Source organism: Streptomyces sp. NPDC090022, assembly GCF_044748145.1.
GTDB lineage: Bacteria > Actinomycetota > Actinomycetes > Streptomycetales > Streptomycetaceae > Streptomyces.
The window spans coordinates 1-22,702 of record NZ_JBIVFN010000011.1; the positions used below are offsets into that span (position 1 = coordinate 1).

A 22,702-nucleotide genomic window follows, 5' to 3' on the forward strand; every position below is an offset into this window, starting at 1 on the left:
TCCGACTCTATCAGATCTTTCCGATCCGATTTCCTCGGTGCTTTCCAGGTCCTCGCTCTCGCGTTTCCCTTTCCGGCGATTCCGACTCTATCAGAAGTTTTCCACCGGTTTTCCCGGTGTTCAGATCCTGATGAGGAATCGGAGTGTGCTCCACCGTGGAATCCAATTCCAGATCGGGAGCGAAGAAGATCTTATCAAGCTGCCCTCGCACTGTCCAGTCCGAGGCAACCGTTCGAATCTACCTCCCCACGCGGACTGTGTCAACAGTCTTTGCGGGACGACGAGGAGACTAGCAGCTTGGCGGGGCGCTCCGCACATCGGCCGGTGTCAGGCCGCGGTGGGCTGTGTCGCGCTCTGGTCCGCGGCCTCCACGTCGCCCACCTCGCCGGCCCGTGCGGCACGGCCGCCGAGCACGTAGACGTAGACCAGGAAGGCCGCCTCGGCCACGACGCCGATGGCGATCCGGGCCCACGTGGGCAGGCCGGAGGGGGTGACGAAGCCTTCGATCAGGCCGGCGACGAAGAGGACCACCGCCAGGCCGATGGCCATGCCCAGGGCAGCCCGGCCCTGCTCGGCGAGGGCGGCGCGGCGCGTGCGCGGTCCCGGGTCGATGACCGTCCAGCCCAGGCGCAGGCCCATGCCGGCGGCGACGAAGACGGCGGTCAGTTCGAGCAGGCCGTGCGGGAGGATCAGGCCGAGGAAGACGTCCAGACGGCCGGCGGAGGCCATCAGTCCGAAGCCGACGCCGAGGTTCGCCATGTTGAGGAAGAGGATCCACAGCACCGGGAGCCCGAGGAACGCGCCCAGGACCAGGCACATCGCGGCCGCCCGCGCGTTGTTCGTCCACACCTGGGCGGCGAACGACGCCGCGGGGTGGCTGGAGTAGTACGTCTCGTAGCCGCCGCCGGGCTTCGTCAGTTCCTTGAGCTCCTCCGGGGCGGCGATCACGCCCTGCACCTCGGGGTGCGTGGCTATCCACCAGCCGATGAGCACGCCCAGCGCCGTGGACAGCAGCGCGGTGGGGATCCACCAGCGGCGGCTGCGGTAGACGGCGGCCGGGAAACCCGCGCTGAAGAACCGCGCGACGTCGCGCCAGCCGGCACGGCGGGTGCCGGTCACGACGGAGCGGGCGCGGGCGACGAGCTGGGTCAGCCGGCCCGTGAGCAGGGGGTCGGGAGCGCTGGACTGGATCAGGGACAGGTGCGTCGAGGTGCGCTGGTAGAGCGTGACGAGCTCGTCCGCCTCCGCGCCGGTCAGCGCGCGGCCTCGGCCCAGGAGCTGCTCCAGCCGGTCCCATTCCGCCCGGTGTGCGGCCACGAAGACGTCGAGATCCATCCGGTTTACCGCTCCCCTGCCCCAGGTCCCTTACTCGTACTGTGGTCAGCTTGGCAGACTTGCAGGACAAGGGGCGGGTCAGGTCACGTGAAGGGTGTGCATCGGTGAGCGATCTGGTGACGGGGGACGCGGTCGTCCTGGGGTTGAGGCCGGCACGACTGCCGAGCCGGGCGCTGGCGATCCTCCTCGACCTCTGCGTCTACATCACCGGATATCTGCTGCTGTCGATCGGGCTGGCCGTCGCGACCGCGTCGCTGGACGACGCCGCCGTCGCCGCCGTGTCGGTCGCGTCGTTCATCCTCGTGCTGGTCGGTGTGCCGATCGCCGTGGAGACGCTGAGCCGGGGGCGTTCGCTGGGCAAGCTCGCGTGCGGGCTGCGGGTCGTACGGGACGACGGCGGCCCGATCCGGTTCCGGCACGCGCTGGTGCGCGGGGCGATGGGGACGGTCGAGCTGCTGGGCACCTTCGGGACCGTGGCCGTGATCTCGTCGCTGGTCTCGGAGAACGGGCGGCGGCTCGGGGACGTGTTCGGGGGGACGCTGGTGGTCCGTGAGCGGGTGCCGGCGGCGCGGGTGATGCCGGTGCCGCCTCCGCCGCCGTGGCTCGCCGGGCGGTTCACCGGGCTGGACCTGTCGGCGGTACCGGACGGGCTGTGGCTCGCGATACGCCAGTACCTGACGCGGATGGGGCAGCTGGACCCGCAGATCGGTGCCGCGATGGCGGTGAAGCTGGCCGACGACCTGGTGGCGAAGACGGGTACGCCGCCGCCGGCCGGGGTGCCGGCCGCCGCGTACCTGGCGGCGGTGGTGCACGAGCGGCAGACGCGCGACGCGGCGCGGGCCTTCAGCAGCGCGCCGGGGCAGCAGCCCCCGCACGCGGGGTACCAGTACCCGGGGCACGCTCCTCAGCACCCGCAGGGGCAGCAGCCGCACCAGGGGTACGGGGCGCACGGGCAGCCGGCGGCGTATCCCGCGCCGTATCCCGGGCCGGGGCCTGCTCCGGTCCAGGTCCCGGTCGCGGCGCCCGCGCCCGCACCCGCGCAGGCCGCTCCCGTGCCGCCGGCCTCGGGTGGGTTCGCGCCGCCTTCCTAGCCGTCCTGGCCGTCCTGGGGGAACGTCGACGGCGGGCTCTCCAGGTGTTCGAGCTCGATGCCGGGGGCCGAGAGGACCACGTCCCCGGCCAGGTGCACCGTGTGGACCTCGCCCGTGTCCAGGGCGCTGACGCGGTACTCGTCCACCATCAGGGGGCCGCTGTCCGTGGCGTGCGCCTCGCTCTTCAGCAGGGCCCACGCCTGGTCCACCGTGCGGGGGGCGAGGACCGGGTCGGTGAAGTGGACGAGCCGGACCCGGGTCGCGGGGGCGCCCGGGGTCAGGCGCAGCAGGCGTGCGGTGGCGACGAGGAAGGCCGGGGAGCTGCCGGTGAAGGCGGGGGCGTGCACGTTGCCCTCGGTCGCCTCGGTCCCGGTGGGGTCGGTGCGGACCCAGGTGACGCCGTCGATGGCGGCGGCGCGGACCTGCCAGCTCGCGGCGTTCAGTTCGAGGCGGATGGGGCGGCCGAGTTCGTCGATGGCCAGGTCGACGGAGCCGCGGTGCTCGCCGCCGGGGCCGGTGAGCTGGGAGACGTAGCGCCAGCCGGAGGGGCCGGGGGCGCAGTGGAAGTGCTCTTCGTAGAGGGGGGTGTGGTCGTGGAGGTCGTGGAGCGAATAGCGGCCGCGGGGCATGGGCGTTCCTGACGTCTGAACGGGGGCAGGCCCCCGGCAACGGGTGCCGGGGGCCTGCCTTCGGTGCTGGTGCTGCCGCTGTCTGCTGCCGGGCGGTTCAGTAGCGGTAGTGGTCCGGCTTGTACGGGCCCTCGACCTTGACGCCGATGTACTCGGCCTGCTCCGGGCGCAGGGTGGTGAGCTTGACGCCCAGCGCGTCGAGGTGGAGACGGGCGACCTTCTCGTCGAGGTGCTTGGGGAGCACGTAGACGCCGATGGGGTACTCGTCCGGCTTGGTGAAGAGCTCGATCTGGGCCAGGGTCTGGTCCGCGAAGGAGTTCGACATCACGAAGGACGGGTGGCCGGTGGCGTTGCCGAGGTTGAGGAGACGGCCCTCGGACAGCACGATCAGGACCTTGCCGTCGGGGAAGGTCCAGGTGTGGACCTGCGGCTTGACCTCGTCCTTGACGATGCCCTCGATCTTGGCGAGACCGGCCATGTCGATCTCGTTGTCGAAGTGGCCGATGTTGCCCACGATGGCCTGGTGCTTCATCTTGGCCATGTCCGTGGCCATGATGATGTCCTTGTTGCCGGTGGTGGTGATGAAGATGTCGGCCGTCTCCACCACGTCGTCCAGCGTCGCGACCTGGTAGCCGTCCATCGCGGCCTGCAGGGCGCAGATCGGGTCGATCTCGGTGACGATGACGCGGGCGCCCTGGCCGCGCAGGGACTCGGCGCAGCCCTTGCCGACGTCGCCGTAGCCGAACACGACGGCGACCTTGCCGCCGATGAGGACGTCGGTGGCGCGGTTGATGCCGTCGATCAGGGAGTGGCGGCAGCCGTACTTGTTGTCGAACTTCGACTTGGTGACGGCGTCGTTCACGTTGATCGCCGGGAAGAGCAGGCTGCCCTCGGCCATCATCTCGTAGAGGCGGTGGACACCGGTGGTGGTCTCCTCGGTGACGCCGCGGATCTCGGACGCGAGCTGCGTCCACTTCTGCGGGGTCTCGCCCAGGGTGCGGTTGAGGAGCGTGAGGATGTGGCCGTACTCCTCGGAGTCCGCGGTGGCCGGGTCCGGGGCGGCGCCGGCCTTCTCGAACTCGACGCCCTTGTGGACGAGGAGGGTGGCGTCACCACCGTCGTCGAGGATCATGTTCGGGCCGCCGGTGGGGGTGTTCGGCCAGGTCAGGGCCTGCTCCGTGCACCACCAGTACTCCTCCAGCGTCTCGCCCTTCCAGGCGAAGACGGGAACGCCCTGCGGGTTCTCCGGGGTGCCGTTCGGGCCGACGGCGATGGCCGCGGCCGCGTGGTCCTGGGTGGAGAAGATGTTGCAGGAGGCCCAGCGGACCTCGGCGCCGAGGGCGACCAGGGTCTCGATCAGGACGGCGGTCTGCACGGTCATGTGCAGGGAGCCGGTGATCCGGGCGCCGGCGAGGGGCTGGGCCTCCGCGTACTCCTTGCGGATCGACATCAGGCCCGGCATCTCGTGCTCGGCGAGGGTGATCTCCTTGCGGCCGAAGGCGGCGAGGGAGAGGTCTGCGACCTTGAAGTCCATGCGTGCTGCTCCTCATGGTTCGTCGAGAGGGTGGGTACGGCTGAGCCGTGCACCCCGGGGGGCGCACCGGGCGCAGTCCGTCGGGGGCCCTCTCTCCCCTCGGCCGGTCGCGAGGACCGCCCGACCCGCCATCAGCAGCGACGTCTGACACCGCCTAAGAATCTACACCGATCGGCCCAGCGGACCCCAGCCCGCCGAGGGACATGGCCGAGGGACATGGCCGAGGGACTCCCGGCCGGGTCCGGGCCCCGCACCCCGGTGGGGCGGGGTCCCGCCGCGTTCCGTACGCTGCCCCGCGCACGCGCGTCGCGCGCGGGCGAAGGCTGTGCGGAGGGGTTGGGTTCATGGGGCGCGGACCGGGGATCGGACGCGGGATCTCGGCGATCGTGCTGATCGCGTGCGGGGTGGCGCTGCCGCTGGTGCCGTTCGTGGCGGGCGTGGTGACGACCGGGCACGAGGTGTGGGGGTACGACGTGGCCTCGCAGCACATGGAACCGGCCTACCCGCTCGGGGACCGGGCCTGGTTCGCGCACGCGGCCACGGCCGAGGTGACGGTGGCGCGCGGGGACGTCGTGGTCCTGTCCGCTCCGGAATGGGTGCCCGACGGGCTGGTGCTCACGCGGGTGGTGGCGCTGGGCGGCGACCGGATCTCGTACCGCAGGGGCGATGCCACGCTGATGCTCAACGGGGCGCCGCTGGAGGAGCCGTACCTGAAGGACCGCCGGACGCCGTCGGTGGTGCCGTTCGAGGTGACGGTGCCCGAGGGGCGGATGTTCGTGCTGGGTGACCACCGGGCGAACTCCAACGACTCCGCGTGCCATCTCGACGAGCAGAGCGGCTCGCTGCCGCTGTCGGCGGTGCGCGGCCGGGGCGTCGCGCGGCCGGCGGGGCTGCTGGACCGGGACCGGGCCCGGGTCGCGGGGGTGGCGGTCATCGGCGTCGGCGCGGGGCTGGGCGGCTGGGCGCTGGCGGTCCGGCGGCGGGCACGGCGAAGGCCCCCGCTGGAGCAGGGGCCTTCGGTGGGTCCGGGGACGCCGGGCGGTGGCTACTTTCCGGCCGCCGGCTCGTAGATGTCCGGCTCCAGGTAGATCACGCGGGCGATCGGGACCGCCTCGCGGATACGGGCCTCGGCGGCGTCGATGGCCTGCGCGACCTGGGTGGCGGTGTTGTCGTGCTTGACGGCGATCTTGGCGGCGACCAGGAGTTCCTCCGGGCCGAGGTGGAGCGTGCGCATGTGGATCAGGCGCGTGACGGTGTCGCCGTCGACGATGGCGTCCTCGATCTTCTGGACCTGGTCGGCGCCGGCGGCCTCGCCCAGCAGCAGCGACTTGGTCTCGGCGGCCAGGACGATCGCGATCAGGATGAGCAGGACGCCGATGCACAGGGTGCCGATGCCGTCCCAGACGCCGTCGCCGGTGAGCAGCGCGAGGCCGACGCCGCCGAGGGCCAGGACGAGGCCGACGAGGGCGCCGAGGTCCTCCAGGAGGACCACGGGCAGCTCGGGGGCCTTGGCGCGCTTGACGAACTGGGTCCAGGTCAGGCCGCCGCGGACCTCGTTCGACTCCTTGATCGCCGTACGGAAGGAGAAGCTCTCGGCGATGATCGCGAAGACGAGGACGCCGACCGGCCAGTACCAGGCCTCGATCGGGTGCGGGTGCTGGATCTTCTCGAAGCCCTCGTAGATGGCGAACATGCCGCCGACGGTGAAGAGGACGATGGAGACGAGGAACGCGTAGATGTAGCGCTCGCGCCCGTAGCCGAAGGGGTGCTGCGGCGTCGCCTCGCGCTTGGCCTTCTTGCCGCCGAGGAGCAGCAGGCCCTGGTTGCCGGAGTCGGCGAGCGAGTGGACGCTTTCCGCGAGCATCGACGACGAGCCGCTGAAGATGAATGCCACGAATTTGGCTGCGGCGATGGCGAGGTTGGCGGCGAGAGCCGCCACGATCGCCCTGGTTCCGCCTGACGCGCTCATGGGTGCGGGATGTCCCTTCCTAGCGGGTGCTGGGTGCTTACGGCCGCACATTGTTGCAGCCGTGAGCACCGAGGCCGCGTCAGAGGACGACGGTCGCGCGGTAGATGGTGCCCGAACCGGACAATTCGACCCGCTCGTCGGCGGGGACGAAGACGGATTCGCCCGGCGCGAGGGTCAGTTCGCCGGCCTTCGGGCGGCCCGCGGTGCACAGCAGGATCTCCGGGGCGCCGGCGGGGACGGTGACGGGGGCGGCGCCGGGGGGCAGGACGAAGCGGGAGAGCCGGAACTCGTCGATGGGGGCCTCGTAGACCTCCTCGCCGTTGCCCTCGGGGCGCAGGATGTGCGGTTCGCCCGGTTCGAGGCGGACCACCTTCAGGAGTTCGGGGACGTCGACGTGCTTGGGGGTCAGGCCCGCCCGCAGCACGTTGTCGGAGTTGGCGAGCAGTTCCACGCCCATGCCGTCGAGGTAGGCGTGCGGAACGCCCGCGCCGAGGAACATGGCCTCGCCGGGCTGGAGGCGGACGTGGTGGAGCAGCATGGCCGCGATCACGCCGGGGTCGCCGGGGAAGTGGTGGGCGAGCGGCACGTACGGGGCGTACGGGCCGCCGAGGCGCTCGGCGGCGGCCGCGGCCTCGGTGACGGTGCGGGCCATCTCCTCGGGGTCGGCGGTGAGTACGGCCGTCAGGACCTCGCGCAGGGCCGCGTCCTCGGGGTGGGCGTGGAGCAGGTCGACGTACGGCTTGAGGGAGTCGACGTCGAGGCCGGAGAGCAGCTCGGCGGCCTCCAGCGGGGGGCGGAAGCCGCACAGGCCGTCGAACGGCGTGAGGGCGCAGAGCATTTCGGGCTTGTGGTTGGCGTCCTTGTAGTTGCGGTGGGACGCGTGCAGCGGGATGCCGCGGCTCTCCTCGTCGGCGAACCCGGCGCGCGCCTGCGCGAGATCGGGGTGGACCTGGAGGGAGAGCGGGGCGCCGGCCGCGAGGATCTTGAGGAGGAAGGGCAGCCGGGGGCCGAACTTGGCGACGGTGGCGGCGCCGAGCTCGCGCTCGGGGTCGGCCGCGATGACGTCCGTGAGGGTGGCCTCGCCGGTGCCGCGGTCGAGGCGGGACGGGGCGCCGTGGTGGGCGCCCATCCACAGCTCGGCCTGGGGTTCACCGGTGGGTTCGACGCCGAGGAGGGCGGGGATCGCGGTGGTGGAGCCCCAGGCGTAGGGGCGGACGGTGTTCGTGAGGCGGTCCATCGTGCGGCTTCCTTGTGAAGGGGAGGGGGCGGCCGGCGTCGGACGGGCGGGTGCGGCGGACGCCGTATCAGGGGCGCCTGGTGGATGCCAGCGCGAGGTAGGCGGTGGCGAAGTCCGTGACGGCGAGGAGCTCGGCGAGCTGTTCGAGCTCGCCGCCCTCCTCCGGTTCGAGCTCGCTGATGGCCGTGTCGTGGCTGAGGGCGAGTTCGCGGGCGGCGGGCGCGGCGGTGAGTCCGCCGGCCGGCCGGTCGCGCAGCAGGATGACACGGGCGTGGAGGGCCTGCGGCTCCTCCACCCGGTCGCGGAAGAAGTCCTCGGGGGCGGCGCCGGCCGCGAAGGCGCCGGCGAGGAGCACGCCGTGGGCGGGCAGCGCCTCGGGGAGGTCGGCGGCCAGGGCGGGGCGGCCGGCGAGTTCGGCGAGGGTGGCGGCGAAGCGGCGGCCCGCCGGGGCGGCGCAGGCGCCCTCGCTCCAGATGAGCGGGATGGAGTCGGCGAGTTCGGCGGCGAGGGTCTTGGCGGGGTTGGAGTACGTCGCGATGGCCGGGCCGCAGCGCTCGGCGGTGCGGTCGAGCCGGTCGGCGACCAGCTGGAGCGTTTCGGGGGCGGCCTGGACGAGGCCGACCTTGTCGAGCAGGACCAGCAGCGGGGTCAGCAGGGCCCACAGGGCGCCGGGGCCGGCGGCGGCGCTCTCGTCGTACTCCTGGTACGGGGCCAGGGCCATCGGGACGAGCAGTCCGTGGGCGCCGCCCACGGCCTCGCTGAGCGGGGACCGCTCGGGGGCGACGGCGACGACGGTGCAGCCGCGGCGGTAGGCCTGCTCGGCCAGGAGTGCCAGGCCCGGCTCGGTGCCGTCGATGGTGGTGATGAGCAGCAGGTCGACCGGGCCGGCCCAGCCGGGCAGCACCCAGCGCAGGGCGCCGGCGGCGGGGGCGACGCCGGTGGGCTGGAGGCGGGTGACCGGGGCGGCGGCGCCGGCCAGGCCGGCGAGCAGGTCGGCAACGCCGTTGGCCGCGGTGCCGGGGCCGGCCATCATGACGGCGCGGGGGCGGCCGTCGGGGCGGAGGTCGGCCAGGCCGGCCTCGGTCGCGTGCCGGGCCGCGGTGCGGACCCGGGCCCCGGCCTCGGCGGCACCGCGGAGCAGACCGCGCCGGTCTACGCGGGCGAGCTCTTCCGGTGCGTCGAGCAGCGACTCGTCGAGCATGGCGGCCTCCGGTCGTCGTCGCGGTGCGGGGTACGCGTGGCGCGGCGTGTGCGGGTTACGCGTGGCGTGGCGGGTGCGGTGTACGCGTGGCGTGGCGTGGCAGGTGTGGCTTGCGTCGGCTGTGCGGGTGCGCGGCTGTGCGGGTGCGCGGCTGTGCGGGTGCGCGGCTGCGCGGCCGGGCGGTTGACGCGTGGCGTGGGCCGGCGGCTCAGGCCGGGCGGCGGGCCTCGTCCACCAGGAGGACGGGGATGCCGTCACGGACGGGGTAGGCCAGACCGCAGTCCGTGCCGGTGCAGATCAGCTCGGGAGCCGTCTCGTCGGCCGAGCGGTCCTCGAGGGGCGCGTGGCAGGCGGGGCAGGCGAGGATCTCCAGAAGGCCGGCTTCGAGCGGCATGGGGGCGTCCCTTCGAACGGGCGGGTATGCGGTTGGGCCAGGTCAGCGTACCGCTGTGAGGGCGGTGGCGCGGCGCGGTGGGCGTCGCGGGGCCTGATCGTGACCAAGGTCCGCCGGATCCACGGGTGGGTCGGGGGGCGGGGGCGGGGGCGGGCCGGGTGAGGGCGGGTGCGGGGCGGGGGCGGGCCGGGTGCGGGGCGCGGGCGGGCCGGGTGCGCGAGGGTGCGGGCCGGACTCGGTTGCTCGCGCAGTTCCCCGCGCCCCTCACCCGGTGCGGGCCGGTGTGAGGGTGCGGGGGTGGGTGGTTGCTCGCGCAGTTCCTCGCGCCCCTCACCCGGTGCGGGCCGGTGTGAGGGTGCGGGGGTGGGTGGTTGCTCGCGCAGTTCCTCGCGCCCCTCACCGGGTGCGGGCCCGTACGAAGGTGCGGGTTGTGTTCGGTTGCTCGCGCAGTTCCCCGCGCCCCTCACGAGGTGCGGCCCGGTGCGGGGGGTGGGTGGTTGCTCGCGCAGTTCCCCGCGCCCCTCACCGGGTGCGCTTGCGGGGTTACGCGCGGACCTGGGACAGGACCTCGTCGCGGATTCGGGTCAGGGTGGCCGGGTCGCGGGCCTCTACGTTCAGGCGCAGCAGCGGTTCGGTGTTCGAGGCGCGGAGGTTGAACCACCAGTCGTCGGCGGACACCGTCAGGCCGTCGAGTTCGTCGAGGGTGACGCCGTCCCGGGTGGCGTGGGCCGCCTTGATCGCCGCCAGGCGGCCGGCCTGGTCGGCCACCGTGGAGTTGATCTCGCCCGAGCCCACGTAGCGGTCGAAGGAGGAGACCAGGCCGGACAGGGGGCCGTCCTGGCCGCCGAGGGCCGCCAGGACGTGGAGCGCGGCGAGCATGCCGGTGTCCGCGTTCCAGAAGTCCTTGAAGTAGTAGTGCGCCGAGTGCTCGCCGCCGAAGATCGCGCCGGTCTTCGCCATCTCCTCCTTGATGAAGGAGTGGCCGACGCGGGTGCGGACCGGAGTGCCGCCGTGCTCGCGGACGATCTCCGGCACGGACCACGAGGTGATCAGGTTGTGGATGATCGTGCCGGTGCCGCCGTTGCGGGCCAGCTCGCGGGCGGCGACCAGGGCCGTGATGGCGGACGGGGAGACGCCCTCGCCGCGCTCGTCGACGACGAAGCAGCGGTCGGCGTCGCCATCGAAGGCGATGCCGAGGTCGGCTCCCTCGGCCAGCACCCGGGCCTGGAGGTCGACGATGTTCTTCGGGTCGAGCGGGTTGGCCTCGTGGTTGGGGAAGGTGCCGTCCAGCTCGAAGTACAGGGGGACCAGGTCCAGGGGCAGGCCCTCGAAGACCGTCGGGACGGTGTGGCCGCCCATGCCGTTGCCCGCGTCGACGACGACCTTGAGCGGGCGGATGCCGCTGACGTCCACGAGGCCCCGCAGGTGGGCGGCGTACCCGGCGAGGGTGTCGCGCTCGGTGACGGTGCCCGGGATGGTGCCGGCGGGGACCGCCGGGGCGCCCTCGTCCAGCCAGGTCTCGACGAGGGCGCGGATCTGGCCGAGGCCGGTGTCCTGGCCGACCGGGGCGGCGCCCGCGCGGCACAGCTTGATGCCGTTGTACTGGGCCGGGTTGTGCGAGGCGGTGAACATCGCGCCGGGCAGGTCCAGGGAGCCGGAGGCGTAGTAGAGCTGGTCGGTGGAGCACAGCCCGATCAGGGTGACGTCCACGCCGCGGGCGGCGGCGCCGCGGGCGAAGGCCGCGGACAGGCCGGGCGAGGAAGGGCGCATGTCGTGGCCGACGACGATCGCCGTCGCGCTCGTGACCTCGACGAACGCGGCGCCGAACAGCTCTGCCAGGCTCTCGTCCCACTGGTCCGGCACGACGCCTCGTACGTCGTACGCCTTGACGATGTTCGTCAGATCAGCAGCCACTGCCTGCCCTCCCGAGGTTCTGTGCGGTGGCTGCCCAACCTACCGTGCGCCCGGGGCCGCTCCGGCGGCCGATCCGCAGGTCAGGAGTCGGGCGAGCGGAGCACGCGCAGGTGGCCGCGGCGGGTCTCGCCGGGGGTGGGGCCGCCGGGTCCCGAACCGCCTGCCTCGGCCGCGCGGTCGTGCGGACGGGCGGCTTCGCGGACGGCGTTGGCCAGGGCTTCGAGGTCGTCGCCGCAGGGGCGGGACGGCCCGGAACCGTCGGACAGCCGGACGACCTCCCAGCCGCGGGGCGCGGTCAGGCGCTCCGAGTGCTCGGCACACAGGTCGTAGCAGTGGGGTTCGGCGTAGGTGGCGAGCGGGCCGAGAACTGCGGTCGAGTCGGCGTAGACGTACGTCAGTGTTGCGACGGCAGGGCGGCCGCACGCGGTGCGCGAACAGCGACGTACAAGGCTCACGACGTTGGACGGTACCGCACTCTTGACCGGGCCGCGACGACTCTCCCTCAGCTCACTCCCCCGTGTCGTGGCGCGATCGCGCCCTTGGGAGGCCCGGTGCGGCGGGGCCGGGCGGCGGGTGGCGGGGGCCTCGGGAGGGCGGGGATGCGGACGAATCCGGCCACCAGATGGTACAGATTGCAACAATCTGGATGGGCGGACTGGTCACCGGCGGCTCCCGGTACGGAACCGGTCTTGGCCGGAATGCCGGGGGCCCGACATCCGGTGACCGCCGCGTGCCGGGGCCCTGCCGGGAGCTACCCTGCGTGAGTGATGGACACCCCTCTGACGCCGCGTCCCGGCGAGCGCCCCCAGGAGCCGCGGCCGCGGCGACGTGACCGGCACGGCCGGGGGATGCGCGGTCCGGTCGCTCCCCCGCAGGTACCGCTGTCGGCCAGCCGCGCGGAGCTGTTCGGGGACCTCGTGCAGGACTCCGTCGAGCGGCTGGAGCGGCGCTGGCCGCAGCTGGCCGAGGTGGAGTTCGTGGTCGCCGAGGTGCCGGGGGCGCCGGGCGGCCCGGAGGGCGGCTGGAACGACGAGGCGGTGCCGCTGGGCGGGATGGTCGCGGCCCAGCAGGGGCGGCCGGCCCGGATCCTGGTGTACCGGCGGCCGGTGGAGATCCGTACGAAGAACCGCGACGAGCGGGCCCTGCTGGTGCACGAGATCGTGGTCGAGCAGGTCGCGGACCTGCTCGGCCTGTCCCCGGAGACGGTCGATCCGCGGTACGGGCAGGACTGACCCGCGCGGCTGCGGCCCCGTTCAGCCGCCCAGGACCGTGTAGTCCTGCACCGCCTTCGGGACGGCGACCGTGCCGCGGTCGTCGGTGAGGGTCTGGACCGTGAACATCGCGATCCCGTCCTGCGGCAGGGACAGCGTGCGCGCCGCGTGGACCGGACCGCCCGAGACCGTCTCCACGGTCAGCGCGTACGCCCCCTTCGCGTCGCCCCCGGGGACCGGCGGCGACGGCACCGCGAGCGTCGTGCCCGCCTTGACCGTGTACTCCTGGACCGCCGGCGCGCCGCCCTGGGTGCCCGGCGAGGCGGTGACCCGCACCGTGGCGTCGGCGCCCGGCGCCGTCAGGGACAGCACCGTCGCCCCGGCGTCCGCGCGGTTGTCGGCGACCGTGGCCCGCGCGCCCACCGGGGCCGCCGCGGGGATGAAGGCGACCTCCTGCTTCGCGCCCGTGCCCCGCACCACGCGCAGCGCGGCCACGACGGGCGCGGCCTTCTTCGCGTCGGCCGGGGCCAGCACGAGCGACCCGGCCTCGCCGCGTGTGACGTCGGCGAGGTCCAGAGAGGCGGTCATCCCGGCCTTCACGTGCAGCTGTTCGTTGCCGGCGGGGCTGATCGGGCCACCGGGTCCGGCGAGGCGGACGGTGAGGTCCGCGTCGTCCTCGCCGGGGACGTACGCGACCAGCCGTACGGAGGTCGCGTCCGCCGGGATGCCGGGCAGGACCAGCGAGGGGGCCGGGTCGGCCGACGCCGGCAGCCAGTCCGCGCCGACGGCGTCCTCGGTGGACTGCACGGAGGCGCCGACCCGCCCCGAACGGGTGGTCACGCGGGCGGTGAGGTCGGCGATCTGACCGGGTGCCAGCGTGGACAGCAGGACGGCGACCGAGGACTTGGGGCCGACCTTGATGTTCTCGCCGGCCCCGGGGCCGGTGTCGGACTTGACGGCGCCGTCCGGCCCGAAGAGCTGGACGTCGACCACGGCCGGGGTGTCGTCGGCGTTGGTCAGGTGCACGTAGTCGCGGCGGCCGTTGGCGGTGCTCGCGGCGGGGAACCAGAAGTCGGTGGCGGGCGCCGTGCAGGTCAGTCCCAGCAGGCCGCGGCCCTGGACGGCGGTGACCCTGGTGGTCGCCTGCGCGGTCCAGCCCGGGGCGAGGGCGCCGTCGGCGGTGCCGGTCAGGGCCGGGGCGTCGGCGCCGGAGGCGGTGGCCGCGGCCGGCCGGCCCGGTTCCTTCAGCTCCAGCAGCTGCCTGGCCTCCTTGCCGGTGCCGGTGAGCCGGGCGGCGCCGCCCGCGCCCCGCTCGGTGCCGGTGCCGGCGGGGCCGCCGGGACCACCGGGGGTGATCGAGGTGTACGTCGTCTCGGCGACGTCCGAGGAGGACGGCTGCGGGCAGACCAGGGTGGAGCGCTCCACCGGCAGCCGGGCGGCGGCCGCGCCGGACGCGGCCGGCGCGGACTCCGCGGCGGGCAGGGTCAGGGCGGCGACGCCGGTGACGGCGGCGAGCGCGGCGGCCACGGCCGCCAGGGTCAGGGGGGCGCGCTTCATTGCTGGGAGCTCCCGTCCGGGCGCTGGGGGTCGTGGGCCACGGGCTGCCCGTAGGCGTCGTAGGCCTGCTCGGCGTACTGCCCGGCCTGCGGGTACGGCTGCGGGTAGGGGTGGGCGCCATAGGGCTGGGGGTGCTGCGCGGGGGCGTGGCCCTGGCCGGCGTACGTCTGGCCGCCGTAGGCCTGGTCGCCATAGGCCTGGTCGCCGCCGTACGTCTGGTCGCCGTAGGCCTGGTAGGCGTAGGCGTCCTCGCCGTACCCGGACCCGTCGGGCAGCTGCGCGTACGGGTCGGCCTGGGCCTCGGCGGCGGGGGCGGCCGCTCCCTCCTGGGCGCGCAGCCGGCGGGCGCGGCGGCCGTCGCCGGCCCCGTCCGGGCCGGACTGTGCCGGGATCGCGGCCTCCTCGTCGGGCAGGTCGTCGTCGAGGCTGCGGCGGCGGCCCGGCAGGGCCAGCACCAGCAGGACGAGGGCCAGCGCGCCCTGGGTCCAGCGCCAGCCGGTGCCGGCGGCGGAGTCGGCGTGGACGAGGTCGAGGCGGCCGCCCTCGGCGGGCAGGACGAAGCCCTGGGCCCAGCCGTCGACGGTCCGGGGGGTGAGCGGCTTGCCGTCGAGGGTGGCCCGCCAGCCGGGCGCGGCCCGGTCGGCGATGCGCAGGACGCGCCCCGCCTCACCGGCGGCGATCTTCGTATGGGCCTCGACGGGGCCGGAGGCGACCGGGATGGGGGCCTCGCCGGGCTTGCCGGAGACGATGACGACGCGGGCGACCTGGCGGTCGACCCGCCACAGGGCGCTGCCGTCGAGCTGGCTGAGGCGGCTCAGGCCCGGGGTGGCGTCGAGGACGCGGCGCATCGCCTGCGGGGCGCCGTCGCGGACCAGGATGTAGCGGATGGCGAAGCCGCCGAGCTGGTCGGTCTGGTCGGCTCCGGAGCCCGCGACCAGGCTGGAGACGGTCCTGCTCAGGCGGGCGTCGGGGCCGGCCGCGGCGGCGAGTTCGGCGTCGCCGAGGCGGGCGCCGGAGCCGCGGACGAGGGTGTAGGAGACGGTGGCGGGCGAGGTGCCGCCCAGCACGAGGGTGCGGGCCTGGTCGCGGGTGCCGCTCTCCTCGGCGACGAACGCCGGGACCTGGACGGGGTCGCGGCGTTCCAGTGGCCCGTCGGCGCCGGTGGCCATCCAGCCGACGGCGCTCGCGAGCGGTCCGGCGGCGGCGGCCAGGGCGATGAGGGCGGCGAGCGGCTGGCGCCAGCCGAAGCCGTGGGCGGCCAGCCGCTGCCGGGCGCCGTCGGCGCCGAGGACGGCGGCGGTGAGCAGGGCGAGGCCCTGGACGAGGGTGGCGGGTCCGGCCCAGCCGGTGCGGGCCAGGACGACGGCCAGCACCAGGGCGGCCAGGGCCACGGCCCAGGCGGTGCGGATCGCGGTGGCGCGGTCGGTGCGCAGGAGTGCGGCGAGGGCGGCCAGGACGATGCCGATGAGCAGCCCGCCGCCGAGGGTGCCGGGGCCGCCGGGGCTGATGCCGAGCAGGTCCAGGGCGGTGGCGGTGCCGGCGCCGTGGGGCAGGCCGGCCTCGCGCAGGAACCGGCCGGGGTGCGTGAGCAGCCCCAGTGACCAGGGGGCGAGGACGACGAGGGGGGTGAGGAGGGCGGCGAGCAGCCGGGGCGCGTACGTCTTCCAGGCGGCCCGGCGGCGCAGCAGCGCGGCCAGGCCGAGCACGGCGGCGAGCGGCCAGACGACGGGGGTGAAGGCGGTGGCCAGGGTCAGCAGCAGCGTGTACGTCCACAGCGCGCGCCAGCTGCCGCGCTCGCCGCCGGAGCCGTGGGCGCGGACGGCGGCACGGGCGATCAGTGGCAGCAGGACGGCGAGGACGGCCGTGCCCAGGCGCCCGCCGGCCAGCGCGCCGGTGACGGCGGGCAGGAAGGCGTAGGCGACGGCGGCCCAGGCGCGCAGCAGCCGGGATTCCACCAGGGGCCTGGAGGCGAGGTAGGCGGTGAGGCCGGCGAGCGGGACGGAGCAGAGGAGCAGCAGGGTCAGCGCGGTCTCGGTGGAGCCCAGCAGCAGGGTGGCGAGGGCTCCGAGGACGGCGAGGTAGGGGGGTGCGCCGGCGGTGGAGCCGGTGCCGACGGGGTGCCAGTCGTCGGTGTAGGCGTGCCAGAGGGCGGAGCCGCTGCCGGGGGCGGGCAGCAGGGCGCCGCCCATGAGGGAGCCGCCGGCGAGCAGGGCGCGGCAGGCGACGAGGGAGGAGAGCAGGAGGAGGGCGAAGAGGACGGGCGCGGGCCGGCGGGCGATCCGCTTCAGGCGCGCGAACTGTTCGATCTCCAGGAAGTCGGCGTCGTCGCCGCCGGGGCCGGACTCGACGCCACCGCCGTGCCGGCCGGCGGTGGTGGGCTCGCTGTCGCGGCCGCCCGCCCCGAGGTGTCCGGCGAGTTGTTCGACGGTGGCGCGCAGGGTGGCGCCGGGCGGCGGGAAGAGGCCCCGGCCGCGCAGGACGGTGTTCGTGACGGCGGGGCGGCGGCGGCCGCGGGCGGCGCGGATGCGGCCGGGGCGCAGCAGGGTGGTGAACAGGCCGGTGCACTCGTCGACGGCCTGGCCGGGGGCCTTGCCGACGAGGTAGCCGAGGGTGCGCAGGGCGGTGCCGAGGAGGAGCCGGAGCAGGACGTACGGCAGGGCCCGGCCGGAGGAGTTCACGAGCAGCGTGTAGACGGCGCCGGCCTTGTCGACGCGGTGGGGGCCCGCGGCCGTCCGGCCGGCGCAGTCGACGGTGCGGCGTTCGCGGGCGGAGGCCTCGGCGTGGCGCAGGACGGCGTCGGGGGCGACCAGGACGTCGAAGCCGGCCTGGTGGGCGCGCCAGCACAGGTCGACGTCGTCCCGCATCAGGGGCAGCCGGCGGTCGAAGCCGCCCAGGCCCTCGTAGACGTCGCGGCGTACGAGCATGCCGGCGGTGGAGACGGACAGGACGGCGCGGACCTGGTCGTGCTGGCCCTGGTCCTGTTCGCGGCGGTCCAGGCCGGTCCAGCGGCGGCCGCCGCGGGCGATGCTGACGCCGGCTTCGAGGAGCTGCTTGCCGTCGTACCAGCCGCGCAGCTTGGGGCCGATGACGGCGGCCTCGGGGTTGTCGTCGGCGACGCGCAGGAGTTCGGTGAGCGCGTCGGGTTCGGGGGCGCAGTCGTCGTGCAGGAGCCAGAGCCACTGGACGGGTTCGCCGTGGGGCAGCTCGGGGAGGTCGTAGCTGTCGTCGCGCCAGGTGCGGCTGACGGGGTCCCAGCCGCTGGGCCGCTTGAGGTAGGGCAGGTCCTCGGGGGTGAGGGTGCCGGCGGTGCGGACGGCCTCGTCGACGGCGGCGCCGAACCCGGTGCGGCGGGCGAGGTGCAGGACGCGGTCGTCGCCGAGGGCCTCGGCGAGCAGGCGGGCGGAGTCGTCGGCACTGCCGGTGTCGGCCGCGATGTGGTTCTGGGCGGGGCGTTCCTGGCCGAGGAGTCCGGCGAGTGCGCGCGGCAGCCAGCGGGCGCCGTCGTGGGCGACCAGGACGGCCGTGACGACGTGCCGGGGGAACTCCGGGGTGGGGGGTGCCTGGTGGGCGGCCGTGGAGGGGCTGTGCGGGAACATCGCGGTTGAGGACCTCCGGCGTGGGGGTCCCCCCGGACGCGCGGTCCGGGGGTGGGGGTGCCCCCGGACCGTGTCCGGGGGCGGCCCACACTAACGGCTCGGAACACAGCGGTCCGCCTCCTGCGGGGAAGGGGCAGGAGGCGGACCGTTTGCTCTGCGACCTCTGTACGAATGTGGTGCGGTGTGGCGTGTGAAGCGACGGCGAACGTTCAGACCGCGGCCTTTTTCAGGCGGCGGCGCTCACGCTCGGACAGACCGCCCCAGATGCCGAACCGTTCGTCGTTGGCGAGGGCGTATTCGAGGCATTCGGAGCGGACCTCACAGGCGAGGCAGACCTTCTTGGCCTCGCGGGTGGAGCCGCCCTTCTCGGGAAAGAAGGATTCGGGGTCGGTCTGGGCGCACAGAGCGCGCTCCTGCCATCCGAGCTCCTCGTCCGCCTCCTCGACCAGCAGTTCCTGAAACAGCTCGGTCATGTGCGCCCCTCGCTCTGTCTTCGCGTCCCCGTGATGGTGCCGTTACGCCTCAAACCGGAACGACACGAGTGAAATTACAAGTGCGTGTATCTGGGGCAGTCAAGCCGAGATCTGCTATTGGGCCCCTTATTCACTCTGCGGAACCAAGCCTAGGCAGTAAGTGTTCATATCGCCAAAAATCGCGACACATGCCACGCGCACAGGCCGGGCCCTCCCTCACCGGTAGCCGACGTACGAACTCCGCGACCGGGTTGCGAAGCCGCCGGAGAAGCGGCGTAGATCACATTTCGGTTACGGGGCGCCGAGGTCGGCGTGGCGAGGTTTGAGCGCCACCTCCCCGGGCCCGCCCTGCACAAACCTTTCTCCGGACGCAGCAACCGGATGAGGTGAAAGTTTTCCCCCAAACCAGACATCGGGTTGACAGTCACGCCCGCGAACCGGTCTCCTTGTCCCCATGTCAGCGACCGCAGCCGCCACCCGGACCCCCATTCGTGGGTTCCTGTGCGCTGCCCAGGTTCGCTGTTGCTGTTGCAGCTGTTGATGCCTGCGGAGCTCCGTCTCCCCGCACCAGCTCGCCCCTCCCCCACAGCAACCGGCCGCCTGCCCGGCTGACACCCGTCGAGGACCCTCCCCCATGAACAACGACAGCGACCTCCAGATCGCCGGCGACATCCTCTCCGTCCAGCACCTGCTCCAGCCCGCCCGCGAACACCCGGCCACCGTCGCCGACTTCGTCGGGCTGGCCCGCTCCCTCGCCGCCGACCGCTCCCAGTGGGAGCACCTGGTCGAGTACGACGCCACCTCCCGCTGGTACCACCGGCTGCGCACCGGCCCGGGTTACGAGGTCTGGCTGCTGAGCTGGGTCCCCGGCCAGGGCAGCGGCCTGCACGACCACGGCCCCTCCTCCGGCGTGCTGACCGTCCTGGACGGCGAGCTCACCGAGCGCACCGCCCGCGGCCCGCTCGCCCTGGCCGCCGGCAGCCAGCGCGTCTTCGCTCCCGGCTACGCCCACGACGTCGTCAACGACTCCCTCGACGGCGCCGTCAGCCTGCACGTCTACTTCCCGGGCCTGACCGAGATGCCCATGCACACCTGCTCCCCGGCGCGCCCGGAGTCCGTGGCCACGGCACGCGCCTGACACACTGCGTCGCATGCGCATTGTTGTTCTGGCCGGCGGTATCGGCGGCGCCCGTTTCCTGTCCGGACTGAAGTCGGCCGTACCCGACGCGGACATCACGGTCATCGGCAACACCGGTGACGACATCCACCTGTTCGGACTCAAGGTGTGCCCCGACCTGGACACCGTGATGTACACGCTCGGCGGCGGCATCAACGAGGAGCAGGGCTGGGGCCGCGCCGACGAGTCCTTCACCGTCAAGGAGGAGCTCGCGGCGTACGGGGTCGGACCCTCGTGGTTCGGCCTCGGCGACCGTGACTTCGCCACCCACATCGTCCGCACCCAGATGCTCGCCGCCGGCTACCCGCTGAGCGCGGTCACCGAGGCGCTGTGCGACCGCTGGCAGCCGGGCGTACGGCTGCTGCCGATGTCCGACGACCGGGTCGAGACGCACGTCGCGGTGACCCTGGAGGGCGAGCGGCGCGTCATCCACTTCCAGGAGTACTGGGTCAGGCTCCGCGCCTCCGTCGACGCGGAAGCCGTCGTACCGGTCGGCGCGGAGCAGGCCGAGCCGGCGCCCGGAGTGCTGGAGGCCATCGCGGCGGCCGACGTCATCCTCTTCCCGCCGTCCAACCCGGTCGTCTCGATCGGCACCGTGCTGGCCGTGCCCGGCATCCGGGAGGCCGTGGCGGCCGCCGACGCGCCCGTGGTGGGCCTCTCCCCCATCGTGGGCGGCGCGCCCGTACGCGGGATGGCGGACAAGGTGCTGGCCGCGGTGGGCGTGGAGTCCACGGCCGCGGCGGTCGCCCGGCACTACGGCGCCGGACTGCTGGACGGCTGGCTCGTGGACACCACCGACGCGGACGCCGTCGCGGAGGTCGAGGCCGCGGGGATCCGCTGCCGGGCCGTCCCGCTGATGATGACCGACGAGGCGGCGACCGCCGCGATGGCCCGCGCCGCGCTGGACCTGGCCGGGGCCGCCCAGTGACCGCTCCCGCCCCCTCCTACGAGGTGCGCGCCCTCGCCGGCCTGCCCGAGATCGCGCCGGGCGACGACCTGGCCCGGCTGATCGCGGACGCCGCGCCCGACCTGCGCGACGGGGACGTCCTGCTGGTCACCTCGAAGATCGTCTCCAAGGCGGAGGGCCGGATCGTCGCGGCGGACTCCCGCGAGGCGGCGATAGACGCCGAGACGGTACGGGTGGTCGCGCGCCGGGGCACGCTGCGGATCGTCGAGAACCGGCAGGGGCTGGTGATGGCGGCGGCGGGCGTGGACGCGTCCAACACGGCCGCCGGCACGGTGCTGCTGCTGCCCGAGGACCCGGACGCCTCCGCCCGCGCGCTGCGCGCGGGGCTGGCGCGGCTGCTGTCGGTGGACGTGGGCGTGATCGTGACGGACACCTTCGGGCGGCCGTGGCGCAACGGCCTGACGGACGTCGCCATCGGCGCGGCCGGCGTACGGGTCCTGGACGACCTGCGCGGCGGCACCGACGCCCACGGCAACCCGCTGACCGCGACCGTGACCGCGACCGCCGACGAGCTGGCGGCCGCCGGCGACCTGGTCAAGGGCAAGGCCACCGGCTGCCCGGTGGCGGTCGTGCGCGGCCTCGGCCACGTGCTGGGCGAGGGCGCCGGCCGGGACCTGGTCCGCGCACCCGCCGACGACATGTTCCGGCTGGGCACCTCGGAGGCCGTGCGCGAGGCGGTGACGCAGCGCCGTACCGTACGGGCGTTCACCGACGAGCCGGTGGATCCGGGCGCGGTCCGGCGCGCGGTGGCCGCGGCCGTGACCGCGCCGGCGCCGCACCACACCACGCCGTGGCGGTTCGTCCTGCTGGAGTCGGAGGCGGCACGGACGAAGCTGCTGGACGCGATGCGGGACGCGTGGATCGCGGACCTGGAGCGGGACGGCAAGTCCGCCGAGTCGATCGCGAAGCGGATCCGCCGCGGCGACGTGCTGCGGCGCGCGCCGTACCTGGTCGTGCCGTGCCTGGTGACGGACGGCGCGCACCACTACGGGCACGCGCGGCGGGACGCGGCCGAGCGGGAGATGTTCGTGGTCGCGATGGGCGCCGGCGTCCAGAACTTCCTGGTCGCGCTGGCCGGGGAGCGGCTGGGCTCGGCGTGGGTGTCCTCGACGATGTTCTGCCGCGACGTGGTGCGGGAGGTCCTCGGGCTGCCGGCGGACTGGGACCCGATGGGCGCGGTGGCCGTGGGGCACGCGGCCGGGGCACCGGCGGAGCGGCCGGCGCGCGAGGCGTCGGCGTTCATCGAGGTCCGGTAGCGCCGGGCGCTACCAGCGGGCGATGTCCGTACGGGGCATCTTCGGCGTGCGGCGGGGCGGGACGCGGCCCGCGAGCAGGATCAGGCGGGCCGCGCGGTGGCGCTGGCCGGCGTACGGGGCGAGCAGCTCCAGCATCTCCGCGTCGCTGGCGTGCCGGTTGCCGGCGAGGGCGAAACCGACGATGCCGGGCAGGTGCAGATCGCCGGTGGTGACGGCGTCGGCGGCGCCGTTGCTGCGCTGGAGGGTTTCGGCGGAGGTCCAGGGGCCGATGCCGGGGACCAGCTCCAGGCGGCGCGCCGCCTCGGCGAGCTCCATGGCGGCCGCCTCCTCCAGGCGGGCGGCGACGCGGACGGCGCGCAGGACGGTGTCCGAGCGCTTGGCATCGACGCCGGCCCTGTGCCAGTCCCAGGACGGGATACGGGCCCAGGTGCGGACGTCGGGCATGACGTACAGACCGGCGTCGCCGGCGGGGCCGGGGGCGGGGTCGCCGTACTGGCGCACGAGCCGGCGCCAGGCGCGGTAGGCCTCGTCGGTGGTGACCTTCTGTTCGATGATCACCGGGATGAGGGACTCCAGGACCAGGCCGGTACGGGTCAGGCGCATCCCCGGGCGGCGGCGGTGGCTGGCGTGGACCAGGCGGTGGCGGGGGACGAAGGCGGCCGGGTCGTCGTCGGCGCCGAGCAGGGCGGGCAGGGTCTCCAGGAGCCAGTCGGCGCCGGGACCCCAGGCCTCGGCCTCGACGGCGTCGCCGGTGTGCGAGACCCGCAGGGTCCCGGCACCCTGCGGGGTGCGGCTGGCCCGCCAGACCGAGCCGTCGGGGGTGGTGCGGAAGGTGGGGTCGGCGGGGCCGCGGCGGAGGGGGCCGAGGGTGAGGCCGAGGTCGACGGCGACGTCGCCGGCGGGCGCGTACGTGCGGGCCTTGGCCCCGCGGCCGACGGGCCGCCCGCGGCCCGCGGGCACGTCGGTCCGGCCACCGCGGGCGGCGGTCGGGGTGAGCGGATCGAATCGGCCGGCCATGCGACGAGCGTATCCCGCCCCCCAGGGCCCGGGCCCCGAACCTCCGCGCCTCAAACGCCGGCGGGGCTGAGGTGGGGCGCGCGCCCGCCACCGGCGGGGCTGGATCGGTGCGCCTCAAACGCCGGCGGGGCCGGGGTGGGGCGC

General features: G+C 74.4%; 19 protein-coding genes. 6 read left to right on the forward strand and 13 right to left on the reverse strand.

All coding sequences use genetic code 11. From position 1 onward, the window contains the following. Positions 1 to 327 precede the first annotated feature (327 nt). Positions 328 to 1,335: a stage II sporulation protein M gene (locus ACIPXB_RS20365; RefSeq protein ID WP_401451760.1), complete on the reverse strand. Its 1,008-nt coding sequence runs from the start codon at positions 1,333 to 1,335 to the stop codon at positions 328 to 330. Between the two features lie 104 nt (positions 1,336 to 1,439). Between ACIPXB_RS20365 and ACIPXB_RS20370 the strand changes: the two genes are divergently transcribed. Further along, positions 1,440 to 2,426, forward strand: a complete 987-nt coding sequence (locus ACIPXB_RS20370) for an RDD family protein (RefSeq protein ID WP_401451763.1) — start codon at positions 1,440 to 1,442, stop codon at positions 2,424 to 2,426. Here ACIPXB_RS20370 and ACIPXB_RS20375 read toward each other — a convergent pair. Continuing rightward, a complete protein-coding gene (locus tag ACIPXB_RS20375) occupies positions 2,423 to 3,055 on the reverse strand; it encodes a hypothetical protein (RefSeq protein ID WP_401451766.1) in 633 nt (210 codons plus the stop codon). The genes ACIPXB_RS20370 and ACIPXB_RS20375 overlap by 4 nt on opposite strands. 97 nt (positions 3,056 to 3,152) lie before the next feature. Continuing rightward, positions 3,153 to 4,589, reverse strand: coding sequence for an adenosylhomocysteinase (ahcY, locus tag ACIPXB_RS20380; RefSeq protein ID WP_401451769.1), 1,437 nt, complete (start codon positions 4,587 to 4,589; stop codon positions 3,153 to 3,155). 344 nt (positions 4,590 to 4,933) lie between these two features. Here ahcY and lepB point away from each other — a divergent pair, with 344 nt between their 5' ends. After that, positions 4,934 to 5,659 carry a signal peptidase I gene (gene lepB, locus ACIPXB_RS20385; RefSeq protein WP_401451772.1) on the forward strand — a complete coding sequence of 242 codons (726 nt, stop codon included), beginning with the start codon at positions 4,934 to 4,936 and terminating at the stop codon, positions 5,657 to 5,659. Here lepB and ACIPXB_RS20390 read toward each other — a convergent pair. The 6 genes from ACIPXB_RS20390 to ACIPXB_RS20415 form a co-directional block, all read right to left on the reverse strand. Beyond that, a complete protein-coding gene (locus ACIPXB_RS20390; RefSeq protein ID WP_401451775.1) occupies positions 5,635 to 6,558 on the reverse strand; it encodes a cation diffusion facilitator family transporter in 924 nt (307 codons plus the stop codon). The two genes, lepB and ACIPXB_RS20390, sit on opposite strands and share 25 nt — an antisense overlap. A 79-nt stretch (positions 6,559 to 6,637) precedes the next feature. Beyond that, positions 6,638 to 7,795 carry a mannose-6-phosphate isomerase, class I gene (manA, locus tag ACIPXB_RS20395; protein ID WP_401451777.1) on the reverse strand — a complete coding sequence of 386 codons (1,158 nt, stop codon included), beginning with the start codon at positions 7,793 to 7,795 and terminating at the stop codon, positions 6,638 to 6,640. A 67-nt stretch (positions 7,796 to 7,862) separates the two neighbouring features. After that, positions 7,863 to 8,996 carry an SIS domain-containing protein gene (locus tag ACIPXB_RS20400; protein ID WP_401451780.1) on the reverse strand — a complete coding sequence of 378 codons (1,134 nt, stop codon included), beginning with the start codon at positions 8,994 to 8,996 and terminating at the stop codon, positions 7,863 to 7,865. Positions 8,997 to 9,204: 208 nt separating this feature from the next. After that, a complete protein-coding gene (locus ACIPXB_RS20405) occupies positions 9,205 to 9,390 on the reverse strand; it encodes a Trm112 family protein (RefSeq protein ID WP_401451782.1) in 186 nt (61 codons plus the stop codon). A gap of 543 nt (positions 9,391 to 9,933) precedes the next feature. Beyond that, on the reverse strand, positions 9,934 to 11,304 hold the full coding sequence (locus ACIPXB_RS20410; protein ID WP_401451784.1) for a phosphomannomutase/phosphoglucomutase: 1,371 nt from the start codon (positions 11,302 to 11,304) through the stop codon (positions 9,934 to 9,936). 80 nt (positions 11,305 to 11,384) lie between these two features. Next, positions 11,385 to 11,810 (reverse strand): DUF3499 domain-containing protein, encoded by a 426-nt coding sequence (locus tag ACIPXB_RS20415; protein ID WP_401452147.1) that lies wholly within the window; start codon positions 11,808 to 11,810, stop codon positions 11,385 to 11,387. A 261-nt stretch (positions 11,811 to 12,071) separates the two neighbouring features. Here ACIPXB_RS20415 and ACIPXB_RS20420 point away from each other — a divergent pair, with 261 nt between their 5' ends. Continuing rightward, on the forward strand, positions 12,072 to 12,536 hold the full coding sequence (locus ACIPXB_RS20420; protein WP_401451786.1) for a metallopeptidase family protein: 465 nt from the start codon (positions 12,072 to 12,074) through the stop codon (positions 12,534 to 12,536). A 21-nt stretch (positions 12,537 to 12,557) separates the two neighbouring features. On the opposite strand, the gene ACIPXB_RS20425 is transcribed toward ACIPXB_RS20420, so the two are convergent. The 3 genes from ACIPXB_RS20425 to ACIPXB_RS20435 form a co-directional block, all read right to left on the reverse strand. Next, positions 12,558 to 14,072: a DUF5719 family protein gene (locus tag ACIPXB_RS20425; RefSeq protein WP_401451788.1), complete on the reverse strand. Its 1,515-nt coding sequence runs from the start codon at positions 14,070 to 14,072 to the stop codon at positions 12,558 to 12,560. Further along, on the reverse strand, positions 14,069 to 17,668 hold the full coding sequence (locus ACIPXB_RS20430) for a glycosyltransferase (protein WP_401451790.1): 3,600 nt from the start codon (positions 17,666 to 17,668) through the stop codon (positions 14,069 to 14,071). Before ACIPXB_RS20430 ends, ACIPXB_RS20425 begins: the two co-directional genes overlap by 4 nt. Positions 17,669 to 17,877: 209 nt before the next feature. Beyond that, positions 17,878 to 18,141 carry a WhiB family transcriptional regulator gene (locus tag ACIPXB_RS20435; RefSeq protein WP_003983763.1) on the reverse strand — a complete coding sequence of 88 codons (264 nt, stop codon included), beginning with the start codon at positions 18,139 to 18,141 and terminating at the stop codon, positions 17,878 to 17,880. Between the two features lie 634 nt (positions 18,142 to 18,775). On the opposite strand from ACIPXB_RS20435, the gene ACIPXB_RS20440 reads away from it, so the two are divergent. From ACIPXB_RS20440 to ACIPXB_RS20450, 3 genes are read left to right on the forward strand one after another with little or no spacing between them, the layout of a single operon-like run. Further along, a complete protein-coding gene (locus ACIPXB_RS20440; RefSeq protein ID WP_401451792.1) occupies positions 18,776 to 19,279 on the forward strand; it encodes a cysteine dioxygenase in 504 nt (167 codons plus the stop codon). 13 nt (positions 19,280 to 19,292) lie between these two features. Next, positions 19,293 to 20,246 (forward strand): 2-phospho-L-lactate transferase, encoded by a 954-nt coding sequence (gene cofD, locus ACIPXB_RS20445; RefSeq protein WP_401451795.1) that lies wholly within the window; start codon positions 19,293 to 19,295, stop codon positions 20,244 to 20,246. After that, positions 20,243 to 21,541, forward strand: a complete 1,299-nt coding sequence (locus ACIPXB_RS20450) for a coenzyme F420-0:L-glutamate ligase (protein WP_401451797.1) — start codon at positions 20,243 to 20,245, stop codon at positions 21,539 to 21,541. The genes cofD and ACIPXB_RS20450 overlap by 4 nt, the downstream gene beginning before the upstream one ends. Positions 21,542 to 21,550: 9 nt before the next feature. Here the strand turns inward: ACIPXB_RS20450 and ACIPXB_RS20455 are convergent, their stop codons facing one another. Next, positions 21,551 to 22,558 (reverse strand): DNA-3-methyladenine glycosylase family protein, encoded by a 1,008-nt coding sequence (locus tag ACIPXB_RS20455; RefSeq protein WP_401451799.1) that lies wholly within the window; start codon positions 22,556 to 22,558, stop codon positions 21,551 to 21,553. Positions 22,559 to 22,702: the final 144 nt, after the last annotated feature.